Source organism: Stenotrophomonas bentonitica (assembly GCF_013185915.1).
Lineage (GTDB): Bacteria > Pseudomonadota > Gammaproteobacteria > Xanthomonadales > Xanthomonadaceae > Stenotrophomonas > Stenotrophomonas bentonitica.
The window spans coordinates 327,746-345,314 of record NZ_JAAZUH010000003.1 but is presented as its reverse complement, the minus strand read 5'-3'; the positions used below and the strand labels follow the sequence as shown (position 1 = coordinate 345,314).

The window sequence follows — 17,569 nt, the reverse complement described above, 5'->3', positions numbered from 1 at the left end:
CCTCTACAAGTTCTCCGTGCGGATTGGGCGACGGTTCTGTAGCGAGTGCAAGATTCAACGGCTACTGGACCCGGAGTGGTCGCGCCACAGCTGTTGTGTTGCAACCAGTAACCTTCCAGGCAGCCAGCGACTATGTAGGTGTTGCTTCATCAGCCTGCGTTTCGGTAGAGGCCGGCGTAGCCAGAGAAGAGAGCGCTGTCTCAATTGTGCTGAAGGCTCCTTTGTACACGATGATCTGTTGCCGGAGCGCAATGCCGACAGTCTCATTGAAGCTGTAGTTCTTTCCGCGATGCGAGAAGACAATCTCTCCATTGTCCATCTTTGTCGCGACGCCATGAGCCAGATGATTTCGAGGTCCAAGTATCTCTTGCTCGTAGTTGCCCAGCGATACGACCCCGAGCGCTCCGATCAGCTTCTTGGCGCGATTAAAGTTCTGCCATAGCTTATTGCTGTCGCAGAGGTCAAGGAGCCCTTCGATACTAGGCGCTCCTCGGAAAGCCTCAAGCCTCTCAGTATGGCCATGCTGATGCTCGCAAGATCTTCTGTAAAAGGTATCGAACCATTCGGACCGCTGCTCCTCGCCGATATGAGGGGCGGCCGAACGAAGAACTCGGGCAATTGCCAGGTCAAGATCTCCGACTTCTGCCATGACTATGCCGCGCATGTTGTCGACGTCTAGAACCTTTCGTAACGATTGCTGGCCGACGCTAAGGATGCGCTCAATGACGTTCCCGCGGTTAGCGACAAATATCCCCTCCAGCTTCTTCTCTCGAACTTCATTCCATAGTTCCTCCACACTGTTGGAGGAATAGAAAATGACCTCGGTAAACACCTTCTGGTCGCGTACACTTCGAATGAAATCTTGGCCCTCTCCTATCCCCTCAAGGTTATAATCAACCACGAGAAGGTCAAAGTCCGAGTACGGGGCTTGCGAGTTGAAGTCGTCGCTGGTCGTGACGAGCTTGCACTCAGGCATGAAACCCCACTCAGATACTCTCCGCTCCAACTGCTCAATGTCGAGCGAGTCAAAAAACTCAGCATTGTCATCGAACCACAGAATCTTATAGGTAAGCTTCATTTCACCAGCTCCAAGGTCATCTCCATACCTCGAGGCGCCAATGCGCGCGCACTCAAAGTTCCATCCATGGTCTCGGCGAGTTGCTTGGCATGGTACAAGCCCAGGCCTGAGCCAGAAGTGGTCGTCACGCCGATCTCAAACATCGAGTCTATGTCCGGTATATCTTCCGATAGCCCGTTTCCATCATCCCCAAATGCAATGACAAGTCTGTTGTCGCCAATCTTGTCGATGCGAACCTCTAAGTTCTTCGCCATTGCTTTGCCGGAATTGGAGATCAAGTTGTCAATTAGGATTGAGAGTTCAATGCGACTCGCTTTTATATCGAACGGCTCGGTCACACTATTGCTGACGGTGAGCGTAAGATTCGATGCAGCAAAGTCCTTTGCAACATTTAGAAGGTACTGCTCGACAAATGCGGGAATGTCCGTCATCTCCTTCTTCATCCCCGCCCTGAAATTCGCTTTGCTTGCAAATTGTGCGACCGTGGCCATCCGCTTGTTGGCCATCAGAGCTTTCTCTAGAAACTTGGTCACCTTCTCGCCCCCTTCGATCTCCCGAAGAGACCGCAGAGCCTTTGTCAAGTAATTGCCGAGAATCACCGAGTCTTGGCTGATCTGATGGTGAAAGGTAAGAAGGTCCTTGACCTCAGTCGGTGCAATGGACTGAAGAAAGAGCGTTTGCGCCCTGTAGGTCTCGGTCGATTTGCTGAGCTGCTCGACTTCCTGTTGTTTCTTCGCCACTTCCACGCGAAGCGTTGCGGACTCCTGCTTCGCTGATATGGCGGCATCGTCCTTCGCCTGGATCAACCGGCGAATCTTCGACAGATCTGACCTTAAGCTTCCGTCGAGTTTGCTAGGGTCAGCTCCATCGATCTCATCTAGTAGGCGGCGCACGTCCTCTGTTCTCGTTTCGAAAACCGCCTCTAGCAGCTTCGGATTGAACCAAAAATTCTGAGTGCGAGAAGGATGCGAGCCAATGAGCCCAAGGATTGATAGCGCAATGCGTTGTTGCTTCCGTTCCCAGGACTCAAGATAAGACTCGGACGTGTTCTTCCAGTCCAAGCCCTCGGCTGTCCTCAGCTCCTCGCGCACAGTGGTGGGCACGCTGTCCCAGTCAAGACCGTCAACGACGAATCGTTCAAGCTTCCTCAGTACGTCAAGGAACAGGCCTTCCCTCAATCGCTTGAACTCAGCGGTGTTCTTAAGGCCTTCTCGGCTGGATACCGGTTGGAATACGTCCTCCACGTCGGTAAGTTCAATTCTTCCGACGATGTCGCGACTAGATAGGTATCGACTAGTGCCCTGAGACTTACGTACGTCTAAACCGAGCCAGTCGTCCCCGCGATCACCGTAAGGAGCGACACGAAAGCCGTTTAGGAAAAGGAAAATTGAGCCAAATTCAATGGATCTAATGCCGGTCTGTCGCGTAAAGTAGGCCTTCTTATACGGATTAAGGTAGTAGATGACGACGTGCGCATCCACAATGCCAGGGTAAGTAGACGAGCTTTCCCGCAGTCGGAATACCGACTCTCCCTCGTGATAAAGCTCGGTCGTCACTGATGAATCTGCTGACGACACGTGGCAGGTAATGTAAGTGGAGTTGAACTTGAGCTTCTCAAAGACCTGATTCTGGATGATTCCGTTCACGCGATCGTGGTATGACTTCCCAGCATCACCCTTCGCTAGGTCCTTAACCACCAATTCGATTGCGAATTTGTCTCGCTCGAATAGCTGATTGGGGTTAAGGAACTTTTCAAGCGACCGCTTTAGGTCGATTAGTTTGTCGTGATTCCACTCGCTGCGAAGGTTGGAGATGACCAGCGTTGTTCCCGAAGCAGGGAAGGTCGATCCTCCGCAAATATCGGCGGCTCTAGATTCGCTGATTTCCTTTGGATACAAGGGGATGCTTTGAATGATGCGGTCCTTGTCTCCTTCGACTTCAAAGTCTTTCCAGTCAATAGGCAAATGGATGATCGGCTCAGCCTTTGATCGGGTGACCAAGTCAAGACCGGAGCCAAGGCGGTCGCACGAGAACCTTCCAACGCCTTTATTTCCGGCGAAGAACTGCCCTCGCCCCTGCTGCGAGCCTTTCTTCTCAGAGTATGCGATGTTCAGCCACTTATCGGAAAGGTCACCGATCGTCATTCCGGTGCCCAGATCCGATATCAGAATCCTTGTTTGGGCGGTGGTGACGCCATCTTGGCCCAAGTTTGTGAACTCAACGCGCACGCTGGGTGAGCGCGCGTCGTAGGAATTCTTGACAAGCTCAACGATGGCAATATTGTCGTCGTTTATTAGATCCTTTCCGACGAGATTCTTCAGGAGTGTGTTAGTTCGGAAGCTGTAGGATTGACTTTTCATGATTTTGCAAGCTCCTTAAGCATCCTTCCTACTGCCTCTGCAAACAGCGGTGGTACGGCATTGCCAATTTGCGTGTAACGAGGGCACTCGTTCCTGCGATTCTTTCCGCCGGTCGTGTACTTGCCCAGAAACTTGAAATTGTCTGGAAACGACTGGAGGCGCGCATTTTCACGCGCAGTCAGGATTCGTGCTTCGGAATAGTGAATGATGTCATCTGGCAGCGTTGTGACAGTCGCGGACGGCAAACTAGCGGATAGGGGGGTTAGCGCTTGTTTCTTTATTCCGAGGCGATCTCGGTCCGTGCCGCTGATTGCTTTTCCTTTCTCGCACGTCGTCATGACAAGCTCAAAGTTGACCTTTGTCACTTCGGAGTGGCGAGGGAGTCTCAAGCTATCGGGCGCAGTGGTCCGCCGCCCACGCATCAGCCGTATGTACTCGCTGGAGTAGGTGGGAGAGTACTTGATCTGCTTGAAGCCTCCCATTGCGGAGTCATTGCAGTCGATGAGTGTGGTGCCCTTGACTTCCAGATCGCCTATGGCCTCCTGAGCTGAGACGGTTCTGTTCGTCGGGAGTCCCTTATCGGACAAGAACCTTGTCCGGCGCTTCTCGAGATACTCGAATGGTGTGAGCGATCCCAGTTTTGTCAGCGCAACGTCTCCCTTCCGGATCGCGATGAGAATGAATCTGCGTCGTCGCTGTGGGACACCGAAACGACTTAGATCTACCATTGACGAAAACACCCGGTAGCCGCATGACTCCAGCTCACTCGCAACCTTCTCCGAGTAAGCGACCCCCTGATCATCTTTCGAGCTCTTCTTGAACGCAAGATTGAATCCGCGCACGTTTTCGATCAACAGCATGCGAGGCAGCATCACTTTGACTAGCCGGATGTACTCTTCGGTTAGCTTGTTCCTTGGGTCCAAGTTGCTTCGCCGGCCGGCCAGCGAGAACCCCTGGCAAGGGGGGCCGCCCGCCAGAAGATCGATAGTGCCCCTCAGTTCCGTAAGCTCAGAGGAGTAGTTGTTTAAAACTCCTGAGATATCGGAGGCCTGTTTTGGGAGCCAGTCGGGCCAATGAAATTTGTTCGATGAGCGAGGATGCGAGATGAGATTGGCATCCAGAGTCGCAAATGCATCCGGATTTTTCTCGACCGCGAACCGGCCTTTCCAGCCAGAGTTCAGAAGTCCGAGAGACAGGCCGCCGCAGCCTGCAAACACGTCCACAAAGTTTAAAGATGTTCCTTCACTCACTCCATCCCCCGTTCGTCCCGGAATCCCGGCTTAGCCAATCAAATGGTGCGAGCATGCAGAATTTCGCCAGTACAGTCCACAGGGATGGATTCGAGGAGGCGGTCTCTAGAGCCGCAGCTCAAAGCTTGGTCAAAAAGTCATTGAAAAATAAGGGATATTTTTTGATTCGAGCGCTTTGTGAGTGAGTCAGCAGCCACCCAAAGTGCGGATTCGGACCAGTGCCAACAAGTTCGTCAGCGCTAGGGGTAGCGGCTGCATGCCTACCAGTCACATTGAGCTCGATGCTTCTCCAGCTGACGTCGGTCAACTGCGCACCCCTTACTAGCTGGCGTGGCCAAGCGCCTTTCTGTCAGCTCCCCGTAGATGGACCCAGCCAGCTTCGGGGCGACGCAGATGCGCATCGTAGATAGATCGACGCCCACCAGCTTCAGGTCAAAGAGGGTGTGGACGTCCGCCCTAAGCAGTAGTCCGTTGGACACGACGTTCGTTTCCTCTCCCAGATAGCGGTGGATATGGGCAGCCTCAAGGACATCGACTGCCCCGCACCCGGTCATCGCGCACTTCCCTTCATACGCGTCCAAGAGCGCCATGCGAAATTCCTGCTGGCCCTGGCGCTGAACGATCGACCTGAGAACCCGACTTCGTTGATCTTCGATATTCTCCGGAAGGAAGAAGCCCGACTTGTCGACCAGGAGGCGCTGTTGTTCGAGCTCGGCTGACGTGGCGGGTGACACCGCGGTCGGTGGGCCAAGAGCTAGGAGCTTTACAAGGGTCCCCGTGACCTCGGGGCCAACGTTCTTGGCGGGTTTCAGGCCTCCAATCCACTTCTGGCCGGCCTGGTCTAGGACATGCGAAATGTTCTGCATGCGGTACTCCCAGGCCTTGGGCGTACGACCATGCTTCGCTGCGAGGTCTCGATAGACCTGGGCCTTGTTTACCTCCAAGCCGTCCATCGTCCGCTGCTGCATCCGACGGTACGCTCCAACTGCTGCACCGAGCTGTTCATAGGTCCAGTCGTCCATGTCGCCCTCCTCTCGACCTTAGCGAATTGGGAATCCGATAAGGTGGAAGTATGCCGTAGGCGTCAAGCCATGACGCAAATGGAGATTTTTCCAGCTGTGGGAGGCCTAGCTAGCTCCAGAATGTTTCCACTCGACACAAGTCAAAGTCCCGGCCGTAGGCCAGTGCAGCTTCCTTTGGTGGCAGGTCGGCGTACCAGCCAAGTTCTCTTTCATCCATGCCTGCCTCTTCGTGGTTGATGGCAAAAAAGACAAGCATCGCTGCGTCGAAGTCTCGCAACCAATCACTATCAGTACGTGCCATCTGCTCATTTCCGTCAAAGGGGGCGCATATTACGTGCACTCCATCCCATATCTTGCGACGACATAGAGCTGCTTGCGACAACGGTAGGCAACGCCTACTGATTCGCTGAAATCAAGAGAAACAAACGAATGGTCGTTCCTCGACGCGTGCTGCATGTTGGTCACCGGAGCGTAGAAACTCCTCTAGTGCGAAGATTGGACTTCTCCCTGTCGGGAGGGCGGCTAATACAATACCCACGTTCGTGGGAAATACGCCCGCCGATTCGCACTAGACGGTTTCTAACCTCCCGACTCCCCCGCCATCCCGGCGAGGGGCGATCCTTACAGGAGGTCCAACATGCACACGCACTGGGACGACACGCCGTACGACGAACTCCCTTCCCAACCAACCCCTAAGCGCCCGGCAAGCGCGGCCCCGGCAGCTTCCGCACCCACACCGCCCCCGGACTTCGCGGAAGACGCCAAGATCCCCTTCATGAAGCTCCAGGGCCGCTGGCTTCGCCAGATGGGCTTCAACGTGGGTTCCAAGCTCCAGATCGACGCATCAGAAGGCGTCATCACCATCTCCATCATCGGCCGGCCGATCCTGCCTTACCCCGGCGTGCCCAGGAGCCTGCAGCGCCAGATCCACCACGCGGTGGTTGAAGCCGACACGCGCCAGCCGATTCTCAGCGGAGATCCGCGATGAAAAAGCGCGTGGTGATGAAGGTGAAGGTGGCTGACAGCCTGCGCCACCACTTCCAGGCGGCGGCGTGGCGTACCAACCAGACGCCTTCGTACCTGCTGCGGAAGATGATGATGGGGTACGTGTGGCTGGCGGACGAGCCGAAGTCCATCGACCTCACCGTGGTGAGCAACTCGTACAAGTATGCGGAGGGCATGGATGCGCCTGACGAGCAGCCGTAGGTTGCAAAGGGCCGGGGTGGTGTCCCCGGCCCTTGTCGTTCAGGCCTCGGTCTTGGGCGCCAGGCTCACCGACCACTGGCCACTCTCTTCCTCATGCGGCGTGAGCAGGTCGTAGGTCTTCACCATGCTCAGCAGCCCGGAATGGCCATAGACGGTGGGGCTGAAGGCCGGGTCGGCGCGCTTGAGGTACTGGCCCAGTGCGTTCAAGGTGACCCTGCCGTCCGGGGTGGACGAGGCCAGCAGCGCAACGGCCTCCACCAGGAAGCGGGGGCGGCGCTTGGGTAGCGGGCCGTTGGCGGCGGGCTTGGCTTCCGGCTTCGGGGTGGCGGCCGCCGGCTTGGCTTCCGGGGTGTCCACGTCCTTGGTCTTGGCGTCGTTGTCTGCCTCGGGCACCCATTCGAAGAACCGGTCGCAGGCGTTGCGCAAGGCGTCCGGGCTTTTGGCCTCGCCCACGATGTAGACGTTGGCCCCGCGCTCGCGCAGCTTGCGGCAGAGGTAGGCGAAGTCGCTGTCGCTGGTGACCAGGCAGAAGGTGTCGGCACGCTTGTCGAACAACGTTTCCAGGGCGTCCAGTGCCAGGGCGATGTCGGAGGTGTTCTTCTTGGAGGCGTACTGGAACTGCAGGCAGGGGGTGAAGGCTTGGCGTACCAGTGCTTCTTCCCACTTCTTGCCGAGTGTGTTCGAGTTTCCGTAGCCCCTGCGCGTTGTCACCCGGCCTGCCTGTGCGGCCATGCGCAGCGCGAAGTCCACGATGTCCGGCGGCACGTTGTCGCAGTCGATCAGGATGGCAACAGCGGTTTCCTGGGAGGGGTGTGCCATTGCGGTTCCTTGTCTTGGCCGGGGCGGGGGGCAGTTTGGCGAACTATAGGCAATCCGGCCCCCGCGTGTTGGGCGCCCGCGTCAGCCCATGCGCATGGCGTGGCTTTGGGTCTCGCGCTGCTGGGCTTCCTGATGCTGCTGTTGGGTCTGGGTGAGGGCCTGTTGCTGCCGTTCCTGCCCGGCTACCTCCAACTGCTGCAGGGAGTGCTCCACGGGCGTCTGTACCGCCACGTCGGTGGGCATGAAGGCGCGGCGGTGGGCGGGGTCGGCCAGGTCGCCCTGTACAACGAACACATTCCGGCCGGCGGGGCTGTCGGCGGTCTGCTGGCTCAGCACCACGTGGTCGGCACGCTCCAGCCCGTTCTGGCGGGCCAGCGCCACTACGCTTGCGGTAAGGCGCTCGCTGGTTTCGTCAGGGGTGCGACCCTGCCTGGCGTCGATGGCGGCCACGCCTTCGCGAATTTGCTGCACCAGTGCGTAGTCCGCGTGCCCGGGCCCGATGTCGGCCAGGCGGGTGGCGGGGCGAGGGGCGCCCGGGGTGCCCTCGAGCGAGGCAGTGAACGGGCTGGGGGTGATGGTGCGGTACGGGTCGTCCGGGTGGAACTGGGTTGCCTTCTGCTGCCGTTCCAGGCGCACCTCACGGGCATCGTTGAGATCGGCAATCCGGTTCGGGTTGCACTCTTCGCGCATGGAAACGTGGCCTCCGCCGGTGCTGACGTTCACCCACTTCCGTTCGCCCTCGAAGTACATGGCGTAGTAGCTGTTGCCGCCAATGACGTTGGGGTTGGTGGTCGCGCGGCCTTCGAGCAGCTGGGTGGCTTCGGTGGCGCCCAGCCTGGCAAGGTACTGGCCGCCCTCGACCACGCCCATCTGGGCGATGGCGTCATAGCCGGTCTTGCCAACGCGGGTTGCGCCCAGGTAGTTGTTGTCCAGCATGTTGGTCCAGATCTGCTCGGCCTTTTCGGGGCCGCTGTTCTCAAGCGCCGCCTGAAGCAGGACGCGGGGCGTCCAGCAGTTTGGGTCCAGCCGGTGGTCCACAAAGGCCTGGTCATGGGCAAGCATGACGTCTTTGCCGGGAAGGTTCAGCGCAAGGTCGCCGCGCCCGGCAAGCAGGTGTTTGGAGCGCAGTTCCAAGTCTTTCTTCAGCAACGTATGGCCAAACTCCTCCCAGTCGCGCTCGGTAAGGCTGGCGTTGGCGAACTGCGAGCCCACGTCGCCCTGGCGGGCAGCATGGGCTTGTGCGTAGCTGTTTGCTACCTGGCCCGGCAGGCTGTCGTTGCGCACCACGCCCAATGCCAGTGTTCCGTAGCCATCGGCGCCGGGGAGCTGGGAGAGGTAGTTCCAGTACAGTTCCCGGTTTCCGGTATCTGCATAGTGCCCGAGGACTCGGAGGTCGTTGGCGGTTAGTCCACTCATGGAAAACTCCTGTATCTGACGGGGCTACTTGACCTTGGAGCGGTTCAAGACGTCCCGTACGGCCACTTCCATGGCCTTCCAGTCCTTAAGAAACACGCGGTTGTAGCTGAGGCTGATTGAAAGGCTGTTTTCAGTGTCCACGATGTAGTGGGTGCAACTGGCAACCGTCCTTGACTCGGTGTTTACGAGCTCCCTGCCTTTGATCTCCAGCCCGTCAGCACTATGCTTGTGGCTGTCGCATTTGATGAAGGTGCTCAGCTCGCCGGATGGGTCCCGCGCGATGTACCAGTCATCTTCATACGCGGGGTTGCGGGGATGGGGCGAGCCATACTTGGTTTCGTACGCGCGCGCGTACTCGGCCATCAGCGTTTCGTTGATTGCATAGGGGGTCAGCCCCAGCTGCTCAGGCTGGGCGACGCGCAGGTCGAGCCGCTTGGACGGATCGTTGCGCTCCAATGAGCCTTCACCGGTGATGGCGTCGTTGCTGGCCTGGCGCTGCAGCAGGGTCTCGATCGGCACCCGGTCGACGTGGTCAACCAGTATCCGGATTTCCTTTCGGAAATCGTTGGTGCGGGGGTTGGCACGAGCGCCCGGAGGCGTGGGTTTCATGTCCGGCCATTCGATCACCAGACTCACGCCGTCGCCGGGCCAGGGAGCGATCTGGCTGTCCAGGTAGTTTGCAGGAATGCGGAAGGTGTTAGGCCCCAGCCGCACGTCCACCGGTGCATTGGTGTAAGTGTGGCCGTTGAGGGTACGACCTGTTTCAGTTGCTTCCGACATGTTCGAAGTCCCTTTGTGTTCGGTTGGCGGCGTCCGTGCGCAGGCGCTGGCGCTCAGGGCGACGGCGAGTGCAACTGCCAGGCACCGGCCGGATGACATCACGCTCATGGGGCGTTCCATTGCTTTGATGGAGATCACTATAGGCAAGGGGGCGTCAACGGGACAGAAACGGGCTGATTGAGTCAGCGGTGCAAGCCGGTCGCAGACGTTGGTCGTGTCGCAAATGGCTGGTTCGGCGCCATCCGTTCATGGTATTCAACAGGAGGGCCGCAAAGGCAAAGGGAGTTGGCACTATGGCGGGGAGAGCCAGGCTGTGGCTGGCGGCGGGAGTGGTGGCCGTGCTGGTCGGTGTTGCACTGTGGCGCTAGGTTCCTGCGGCGCAGACCGACGTGCCTGGAACGGACGGTGCGCCAGTACAGGCCTCGCGTGCCGAGGGGGCGCCCAGTGCTGCCTCCAGCCCCGGTCAACTTCAGGCCTCGCTTGCGCGGAAGCACAGGTTGCAGGAGTTCGCGGCCCTGAAACAGCGAGCCGAAGCGGGCGACCGGGTGGCGCAGCGCTTGCTGGCCGAAACCCATGCCGACTGCTACTTCGTCAACGAGGATCGCGACGCGTTCATCAGCACCATGGACATGAGGAAGCGCAGTCTCAGTGATAAGAGCCAGATAGACTTTCTGGAGCAGGCAACGCGCGAACGCATTGAAAAGTGCGACGCAGTGGATGGTGGCGGCCCGCTGGAACCGCAACTCGCTTCCCACTGGTACGCCGAGGCCGCCAAGCGTGGCGACCTGGCAGCCCGCGTAATGGTGCGCGCGAATGAGCTGAAGCCTTATGACCCTGCAGAGAACGAGCAGCTTCTGGAAGAGGTGCTTGCCTCTGGTGACCCTGCGGCCGTCTTCTACTTTGGTGCCACGCTTCGGGTAGATGAAGCTGTGACCACTGGCGAAGCTACCGAGGCGATGACGACCGGACCGTTGGCTACCTGGTCATGGATGGTGGCGGCATGCCGCATGGGGCACGACTGCGGGCCAGCCAGCAGGGGGATGGTGTTGAATTGCTTGGATACGCTTCGCTGTTTCGGCGAAGACATGGACACCCATGTTCTGACGAGGGAGCTGCCCACCGATGCCGAGCGCAGGGAGCTGGAACGTAGGGTGAGTGAGATTCTGGAGCTGATTGGAGGCCAATGAATTCTGGTGCGTGGCGGTTACACTCGCATTGAGCACAGGGGGAGTGGCTGTATGACAAAGGGAATTGGTACGAGGACCAGCAGGGCTTGGGTCTGGCTTGGAGTAGGGGTGGTTGCCGTCCTGGCGGGCTTTTTCTTGTGGCGGAACGTTCCGGCGGCACGGGTCGAAATCCCACGTGGGAAGGAACAGGCAGCGCAGCTTCCAGCCGCGCCTGCTCCGAAGGCCGCTGGACCTGCTATCAGCACCGGCCAAGGGCGCCCCGCAGAAGTAGTCAGGTTGAAGACCTTCGAGGACCTGAAGCGGCGGGCCAAGGCTGGCGATGCTGTTGCCCAGCGTTTGCTGGCGGATACGTACGAGTCTTGCTACATCGTCAACTTCAACCGCGAACACTTCCTCGGCTTTGTGGATGCCACTGGCGGAATGATGACCGACCCTGCAGAACTGCAGGGGCTGGAGCGGGTAGCTCGCGAACGTGTCGCACAGTGCGACGTGGTGGATGGCGGCGCCATCGTGCCGCTGGAGCTTATTCGTGGCTGGTACGCGCAAGCGGCCGAGAACGGTGACCTGGCCGCCCGGTTGACGGACAACGCCTTGAACAAGAAGAGCGTAGACGCGGCGGAATCTGCCAGCCTGATAGAAGAAGTACTCGGCTCAAACGATCCTGCTGCCGTGTTTGCCATGGGCAGCACGTTGTTTAGAAACTTTCCGGCCGGGTTCAGCGGGCCCGCCGGGGAACTGGTGACTGGAGATCAAGCCAGCGAAGCATGGCAGGTAGCCGCCTGCCGCATGGGGTACGACTGCGGACCTTCCAGCGCATTGATGGGGAGCATGTGCCTGGCGATGATGGGTTGTGCCAGCGACGATTACGAAGGCGCGGTGAAAAGGATCCTGAAAAGTGATCTGGAGCGGCGGAACCTGGAGCGCAGGGTCACGGAGATTCTGCGTTTGATGGAAGGTCGGTAAGGAGGAAGCAAGATCATGAATCAGGAAGATACGAGAAAGATGGCAGACAACAGGTACTACACGTTCAGGGTCAGGAAGCGCGACGTACATGGTCTCGCATTGGTGCTGTCCTTCTGGTTCCTGTGGAGCGAAGGCGGGGAGATCGCCAAGCTTTTTGGCAATCTCTTTGACGCGATGAAATAGTTCGTGCCCCGAGAGGCTCGGCTTCAGCTGTTCCACACCAACCCAGCCGGCGGCCAGATAGCCTCGCTGCGATCCAGATCGTAGTCATTCCCGATCGCCACGGCCGCGTCCCGGGGCTCCAGGTCGTAGTAGCTGATCAACAACCGCTGATCCAGTTCCGGGTCGTGCGCCTTGATGGCAAACAGGCTGCGCATGGCGTCGTTGAGTTCTTCCAGCCAGTCGGCGTCGATCTTGTTCATGGTGTTCCTCCGAAGCGGGCTGCAGGATGGCGCAGGGCCGTCTCATAGGATGGGACGGGCCCACGCCTGTTAAGATGTCCGGGCCAGCCAGCCTTCCCACGTGTTTCGACCGTGCGGTTGGCCGCTCCTCCCAGCGGCCACGCGAGCCAGGATCCTTCCTCTGCCTCTCACAAGGACGCTCGCATGCACCCTCGTTCCCTGTTCCGTTCGGCCGCCCTGGCGCTGGCCGTCAGCCTGACCCTTGGCGCTCCGTCTGCCTTTGCCGCCGAAAAGGCCGGCACCACCGCCGCCGCTTCCTCCGTCCAGCGCACTGCCGTTGCGCAGGGCCTGTACGAGCTGGCCTTCAGCCCGACCCAGAACGCGCTGTTCGTGGCCTCCTCGGGCGGCTTCGGCGATGCCGCGGGCCCTTCGCAGGTGTTGCGCCTGAATCCGGATTCGCTGGCCGTTGAAGCCAACATCCCGCTGGAGCGCAAGGCGTTCGGCGTGGTGCTGGACGACGCCCACAACCGCCTGTACGTGGGCAACACCGTGGACACCTCGGTGACCGTGGTGGATACGGCCACCAACAAGGCCGTGGGCATCGTGCAGCTGATGGAAAAGAAGGTGGGCAAGGACGGCAAGGCCGGCTACACCCACGACCTGCGCGAGCTGGTGGTGGATTCCCCGAACAACCGCCTGTACGTGACCGGCCACTCCGGCGAGGGCAGCGTGCTGTTCGTGGTGGATACGAAGACGCTGAAGCTGATCAACACCATTCCGGGCCTGGGCAACGCCAAGGCGCCGGGGCTGACCCTGGATGCGGCCAACAAGCGCGTGCTGACCTCCAACCTGCTGGGCGAAGTGGTCACCGTGGGCACCGAGAGTGGCAAGGTGGAGCAGCGCTTCAACATCAGCGCCGAGCAGCCGATGAACCTGGCCCTGGACCCGAGCGGCAAGCGCCTGTTCGTGACCGACCAGGGGCTGGAGATGATCCGCAAGTACCAAGGCAGCAGCATTCCGGGCTTCGCCTCCAAGCACCCGGGCCAGCGCGTGCTGGTGCTGGACCCGACCACGGGCAAGGAACTGGCGAGCATTGCCACCGACGCAGGCCCGCTGGGGCTGCTGTTGGATGCGCCGCGCAAGCGTTTGTATGTGACCAACCGGGAAGCCGGTACGGTGACTGCGTATGACAGTGAGAGCTACAAGCAGGTGGGGGCGTATGACGTGCCGACCCACCCGAACAGCCTGGCGCTGGATGCGAAGAAGAACGTCCTGTATGTGACCATCAAGAATGGGGACAAGGACGAGAAGGGAAGTGAGGAGTCTGTGGCGCGGATTGCGCTTTAAGGGCGACTGGCTTCGGAGGCCCGGCAGCGCTGTTGGTTGCCGGGCATCGTCTGACAGAAAACGCACGCCTTAAGCGTAGTGACACGCCATGCGTGTCAATGACAAGGCGGCCGCCATAACATCGAATTGAACCGTAACACTGGCCGATGTTACGGTTTAAATTGATGTTACGAATGACGTCGCCACTTCATGGCTTAGGTCTATCGGGCTGCTGCTTCCAGGCCTATCCCGCCGCACGACACGCAGCCTGTTGCAGCAGCCAGTTGCGAGCTGCAGCCTCGGTTTCAGTTCTATCGTTAATGGTGACATCCGGCTCGATTCTTCCGCCGTCTCCCTTCAAGTTCCGATCAACCGCAACGGAGCCAGTGAGCAGCAGCATGCTCCCGTCCTGTAGGCGTGCTGGATGGTTGGCTGTGGAGTACCCGGCGGTTGGCTTTCCGAAGCTGCGGGTGGCAGGTCGCCCCCTGAAGGCCAAGGCAAGCATTTCTCCGGAGCTCCCGGTGTCGGGGCCCAGAAGTACCGCCACGGGTGGAGCGGGATGCCTGAGCACATAGGCTGGGGAATCCAATTCCACTGGCGTGCTGTCACCCCGAACGACACGGCCGGATTGGATGCTCCAGATCTGCTTTATTGCTCCGGCGTTGAACGCACCAATGACCTCCTTCCGCTTTGGATCCGTCGAAAGAAGCGGTGCTACGCCCACCAACATGGGCCACATGTTGCCGCCCTGATTCGCACGGAGGTCTACGATCCAGCCGCACCGGTTGATCTCGTCTTCGGCCTTGAGCTGCGATTGCAGCAGGCTTGCGAACGTGACCTTCTGCTGATTCTGCAGGGAAGTAGACGCAGTTGAGTCCTCTTTGAAACTCGGTACGGATATCCAGCCAATGGGGTCTGCGTGGCCGGACTGGCGTTGCTGCGGACTGGATGCGGTGGCAGCACTCGGACGCCGTAGCTGCTCGGGTCGTGCAAGGCGCTGCATGCGGCCAGATGGGGTGGACATCGCCGATACGCGGATCCAGAGGCCGTGATTGCCGGTGCTGCGAGCGATGAGCTGGTCGATCAGTTTGTCGGCTTCGGCGGAATCTTTGGTTTGTTGGAGCTGTTTGCGGGCTGCGGGCCAGTCGACCTGATCGCGATAGAGAGCGCCTCGTTCGAGCAGGTGCAGTATCTCCTGGCGAACGCCTGGGAGTTGGCCCACCGGGTGAGGTGGAGCGGCCATGGACTGGAATGCGAGGGCGGCTGCCAGGGCTGCGGTGGTTCCAAGTACTGCTAGTCCTTTAGCGGGTGTCACGCGTTTTTGCTCCTTGGTTGCCTGGGTTGCAGCGCCTTCGTTTGGGTTCATGCCCTACCGGGTGTTGCGGTGTTACGTGCAGTCGACTGGGGTGCGACCCTACCGGTGGCTGGTCTCGCGTACCGATTGACGTCGGGCGCCTGGTGTGGGCGCCCGACGAAGGCATGCTCAGTGCTCATCTCACCGATCTTACGGCGAAATGCTCAGGCGTTCACATCCACCACCAGCCGGCCACGCACCTTCCCTTCAAGGAAGTCCGGGAACACGTCCAGCACCTTCTCCAGCCCAATCACTTCCACGGTGCTGGCGAGCTTGCCAAGATCCAGATCGGTAGCAAGCCGCTTCCACGCTTCCGCACGCACTTGATGCGGCGCCTGCACCGAATCAATGCCGGCGAGGGTCACGTTGCGCAGGATGAAGGGCAGCACGGAGGTGGTGAGGTCCACACCCTGCGCCAGCCCAGCTGCTGCCACCACGCCTCGGTATTTGGTCTGCGCCAGCGCATTGGCCAACGTGTGGCTACCGGCCACGTCCACCACGCCTGCCCAGCGTTCGGCGTCCAGGCCACGCGTGCGCGGCTCGGCCAGCGTGGCGCGGTCGATGAGTTCGTCGGCGCCCAGGTCCTTCAGGTACTGCGCGTGCTCGGGGCGGCCGGTGGAGGCCACGGTGCGGTAGCCGAGCTTGGAGAGGATCGCCAGCGCAATGGAGCCCACGCCGCCGTTGGCGCCCGTCACCAGGATGTCGCCGCGTTCCGGCATTACGCCACCGTGTTCCAGCGCCAGCACGCACAGCATGGCGGTGTAGCCGGCGGTGCCGATGGCCATGGCGTCCTTGCTGCTGATGCTGTCGGGCAGCTTCACCAGCCACTCGCCCGGTACGCGCGCGCGCTGGGCCAGGCCACCGTGGTGGGTCTGGCTCAGGCCGTAGCCGTTGAGCACCACGCGGTCGCCCTTGCGGAAGCCGGTGTTGGTGGACTCGAGCACGGTGCCGGCCAGGTCGATGCCGGGAATGAGCGGGAAGTTGCGGATCACCGGCGAGCGGTTGGTCATCGCCAGCGAGTCTTTGTAGTTCAGGGTGGAGTACTCCACCTGCACCAGTACGTCGCCTTCGTGCAGGTCTGCTTCGTCGAAGCTCACCAGCTGGGTGGAAACCTGGTCGCCATCTTTGCTGGCCAGCAGTGCGTTGAATGTCATGGGCGTGCCTCACCTGTGGGGGTATGACCTGCATGCTATGGTCGTGCCGTGGTTGCCACAAGAACTATGCATTTCCATAGCTACTACGGTTTTCAGGAGTATCCAGCAATGGCGCGGCGCGTGTATGGCAAGACCGGTTGCAGCGTGGAGGCCACGCTCTCGGTGATGGGCGGCACGTGGAAGCCGGTGATCCTGTTCTATCTGGTGCCCGGCACCAAGCGGTTCATGGAACTGACCCGGCTGATTCCCAATGCAACGCAGTCGATGCTGACCAGCCAGCTGCGTGAGCTGGAGGCCGACGGCGTGGTGGTGCGGCATGTGTACCCGGAGGTGCCGCCGAAGGTGGAGTATCGGCTTTCGGAGCTGGGGCAGACGCTGGTGCCGGTGCTGCTGGCGATGCGGGACTGGGGGACTGCGTATAAGAAGATGAATCGGGAGAAGGCGGCGGAAGGGGAGGAAGACGCCGAAGTGTGACGTGGTGCAGGGGGCGGGTAAGGTTTCTCCTATTCCTCCATCGGAGTGCGTGCTTCAGGATGTGCGTATGACAGGATTATCGTCACCACAAAAGGGCTGGACCATGCGACTGCGGTTAGTGAGATCGTTTCTAGCCGGCGCCGTTGCCATCGTCGCTGGCGTCGGCCTTTCCGGATGCGGCCGTGGTGCGGAGGTCTCCCAGCCAGTTAAGCCGCTCTCGCGGGAGGAGGCCGATATACGGAATGAAGTGCCGCTTACGCGATCGATTTCGCTCGATAGGGCCGGCGAAATCGCGGATGTCGAATTTGAGTTGCCCCCGCCGGGACCGAATGCTGCGCCGATGCTCATGCTCGGCTTCCGCACCGAAAGCGCAGATGTGAAGTCCGATATCGCTCTCTCAAGCAAGCTGATGCAAGCAGAACTCGCGGCAAGGGTGCGTCTTCTGCGCGTGGAAGAGGGAGCCATCACGGTGGTGCCGCTCAGTCGGGTGACTTCCGGGCCGGGTGAGTGGGTCGCGGTACCGCCGGATGGAACTGTCCCGGGTGTCACCATCAGCAGCACCGATCCCACCCTGCTTCAAGAAGCTGGGTTGGTGAACGCCGAACTCTTGCAGACCCAGTTCAAATTCGCGGTCGCAGAGCAGATTCAGCCGGGTCACTACCGCCTGACTGTCGAGTTGCTGCAAGACCATCCGGAGTTTGAGGGTCAAAACGCCGAACTGTTGGTTGCGTACTTCAAGCGCGGAAAGTAGCTCATGGAAAAGGATCCGCCCTACACCG

General features: G+C 59.8%; 19 protein-coding genes. 8 read left to right on the top strand and 11 right to left on the bottom strand.

What is annotated here, in order from left to right; translation table 11 throughout:
• Positions 1-130 precede the first annotated feature (130 nt).
• The 5 genes from HGB51_RS17520 to HGB51_RS17500 all read right to left on the bottom strand — a co-directional run bounded on the left by HGB51_RS17520 (position 131) and on the right by HGB51_RS17500 (position 6,011).
• Positions 131-1,078 (bottom strand): response regulator, encoded by a 948-nt coding sequence (locus HGB51_RS17520; RefSeq protein ID WP_070208204.1) that lies wholly within the window; start codon positions 1,076-1,078, stop codon positions 131-133.
• Positions 1,075-3,438 (bottom strand): sensor histidine kinase, encoded by a 2,364-nt coding sequence (locus HGB51_RS17515; protein ID WP_070208203.1) that lies wholly within the window; start codon positions 3,436-3,438, stop codon positions 1,075-1,077. Before HGB51_RS17515 ends, HGB51_RS17520 begins: the two co-directional genes overlap by 4 nt.
• The gene (locus tag HGB51_RS17510) at positions 3,435-4,688 is read right to left on the bottom strand and encodes a DNA cytosine methyltransferase (RefSeq protein WP_070208202.1); all 1,254 of its coding nucleotides are present in this window, start codon (positions 4,686-4,688) and stop codon (positions 3,435-3,437) included. Before HGB51_RS17510 ends, HGB51_RS17515 begins: the two co-directional genes overlap by 4 nt.
• A 260-nt stretch (positions 4,689-4,948) precedes the next feature.
• On the bottom strand, positions 4,949-5,710 hold the full coding sequence (locus tag HGB51_RS17505) for an HNH endonuclease (protein ID WP_070208201.1): 762 nt from the start codon (positions 5,708-5,710) through the stop codon (positions 4,949-4,951).
• A gap of 109 nt (positions 5,711-5,819) precedes the next feature.
• Positions 5,820-6,011: a hypothetical protein gene (locus tag HGB51_RS17500; RefSeq protein ID WP_084738997.1), complete on the bottom strand. Its 192-nt coding sequence runs from the start codon at positions 6,009-6,011 to the stop codon at positions 5,820-5,822.
• Positions 6,012-6,347: 336 nt separating this feature from the next.
• Here HGB51_RS17500 and HGB51_RS17495 point away from each other — a divergent pair, with 336 nt between their 5' ends.
• Positions 6,348-6,698, top strand: a complete 351-nt coding sequence (locus tag HGB51_RS17495) for a SymE family type I addiction module toxin (RefSeq protein WP_084738995.1) — start codon at positions 6,348-6,350, stop codon at positions 6,696-6,698.
• Complete coding sequence (locus HGB51_RS17490; protein WP_070208199.1) at positions 6,695-6,916, top strand: hypothetical protein; 222 nt, start codon at positions 6,695-6,697, stop codon at positions 6,914-6,916. The genes HGB51_RS17495 and HGB51_RS17490 overlap by 4 nt, the downstream gene beginning before the upstream one ends.
• 39 nt (positions 6,917-6,955) lie before the next feature.
• On the opposite strand, the gene HGB51_RS17485 is transcribed toward HGB51_RS17490, so the two are convergent.
• The 3 genes from HGB51_RS17485 to HGB51_RS17475 all read right to left on the bottom strand — a co-directional run bounded on the left by HGB51_RS17485 (position 6,956) and on the right by HGB51_RS17475 (position 10,039).
• Positions 6,956-7,735, bottom strand: coding sequence for an NYN domain-containing protein (locus HGB51_RS17485; protein ID WP_070208198.1), 780 nt, complete (start codon positions 7,733-7,735; stop codon positions 6,956-6,958).
• 81 nt (positions 7,736-7,816) lie between these two features.
• The gene (locus HGB51_RS17480) at positions 7,817-9,151 is read right to left on the bottom strand and encodes a Smlt3024 family type IV secretion system effector (protein WP_070208197.1); all 1,335 of its coding nucleotides are present in this window, start codon (positions 9,149-9,151) and stop codon (positions 7,817-7,819) included.
• Between the two features lie 24 nt (positions 9,152-9,175).
• Complete coding sequence (locus tag HGB51_RS17475; protein WP_070208196.1) at positions 9,176-10,039, bottom strand: Smlt3025 familytype IV secretion system inhibitor; 864 nt, start codon at positions 10,037-10,039, stop codon at positions 9,176-9,178.
• 389 nt (positions 10,040-10,428) lie between these two features.
• Here HGB51_RS17475 and HGB51_RS17470 point away from each other — a divergent pair, with 389 nt between their 5' ends.
• The 3 genes from HGB51_RS17470 to HGB51_RS17460 all read left to right on the top strand — a co-directional run bounded on the left by HGB51_RS17470 (position 10,429) and on the right by HGB51_RS17460 (position 12,264).
• A complete protein-coding gene (locus HGB51_RS17470; protein ID WP_070208195.1) occupies positions 10,429-11,118 on the top strand; it encodes a hypothetical protein in 690 nt (229 codons plus the stop codon).
• A 276-nt stretch (positions 11,119-11,394) separates the two neighbouring features.
• Entirely contained in the window at positions 11,395-12,081 is a 687-nt protein-coding gene (locus HGB51_RS17465; RefSeq protein ID WP_141739146.1) for a hypothetical protein, read from the top strand.
• A gap of 15 nt (positions 12,082-12,096) precedes the next feature.
• Positions 12,097-12,264: a hypothetical protein gene (locus HGB51_RS17460; RefSeq protein ID WP_171966910.1), complete on the top strand. Its 168-nt coding sequence runs from the start codon at positions 12,097-12,099 to the stop codon at positions 12,262-12,264.
• Positions 12,265-12,287: 23 nt separating this feature from the next.
• Here the strand turns inward: HGB51_RS17460 and HGB51_RS17455 are convergent, their stop codons facing one another.
• Positions 12,288-12,503: a hypothetical protein gene (locus tag HGB51_RS17455; RefSeq protein WP_070208193.1), complete on the bottom strand. Its 216-nt coding sequence runs from the start codon at positions 12,501-12,503 to the stop codon at positions 12,288-12,290.
• 183 nt (positions 12,504-12,686) lie between these two features.
• On the opposite strand from HGB51_RS17455, the gene HGB51_RS17450 reads away from it, so the two are divergent.
• Positions 12,687-13,829 (top strand): YncE family protein, encoded by a 1,143-nt coding sequence (locus HGB51_RS17450; RefSeq protein WP_070208192.1) that lies wholly within the window; start codon positions 12,687-12,689, stop codon positions 13,827-13,829.
• A gap of 223 nt (positions 13,830-14,052) precedes the next feature.
• Here the strand turns inward: HGB51_RS17450 and HGB51_RS17445 are convergent, their stop codons facing one another.
• Together HGB51_RS17445 and acuI are read right to left on the bottom strand one after the other, a co-directional pair.
• Positions 14,053-15,174, bottom strand: a complete 1,122-nt coding sequence (locus HGB51_RS17445; protein ID WP_084738993.1) for a S41 family peptidase — start codon at positions 15,172-15,174, stop codon at positions 14,053-14,055.
• 152 nt (positions 15,175-15,326) lie between these two features.
• Entirely contained in the window at positions 15,327-16,316 is a 990-nt protein-coding gene (gene acuI / locus HGB51_RS17440; RefSeq protein ID WP_070208191.1) for an acrylyl-CoA reductase (NADPH), read from the bottom strand.
• Positions 16,317-16,424: 108 nt separating this feature from the next.
• Here acuI and HGB51_RS17435 point away from each other — a divergent pair, with 108 nt between their 5' ends.
• On the top strand, positions 16,425-16,790 hold the full coding sequence (locus HGB51_RS17435) for a winged helix-turn-helix transcriptional regulator (protein ID WP_070208190.1): 366 nt from the start codon (positions 16,425-16,427) through the stop codon (positions 16,788-16,790).
• 67 nt (positions 16,791-16,857) lie between these two features.
• Positions 16,858-17,541: a hypothetical protein gene (locus tag HGB51_RS17430; protein WP_141739145.1), complete on the top strand. Its 684-nt coding sequence runs from the start codon at positions 16,858-16,860 to the stop codon at positions 17,539-17,541.
• Positions 17,542-17,569: the final 28 nt, after the last annotated feature.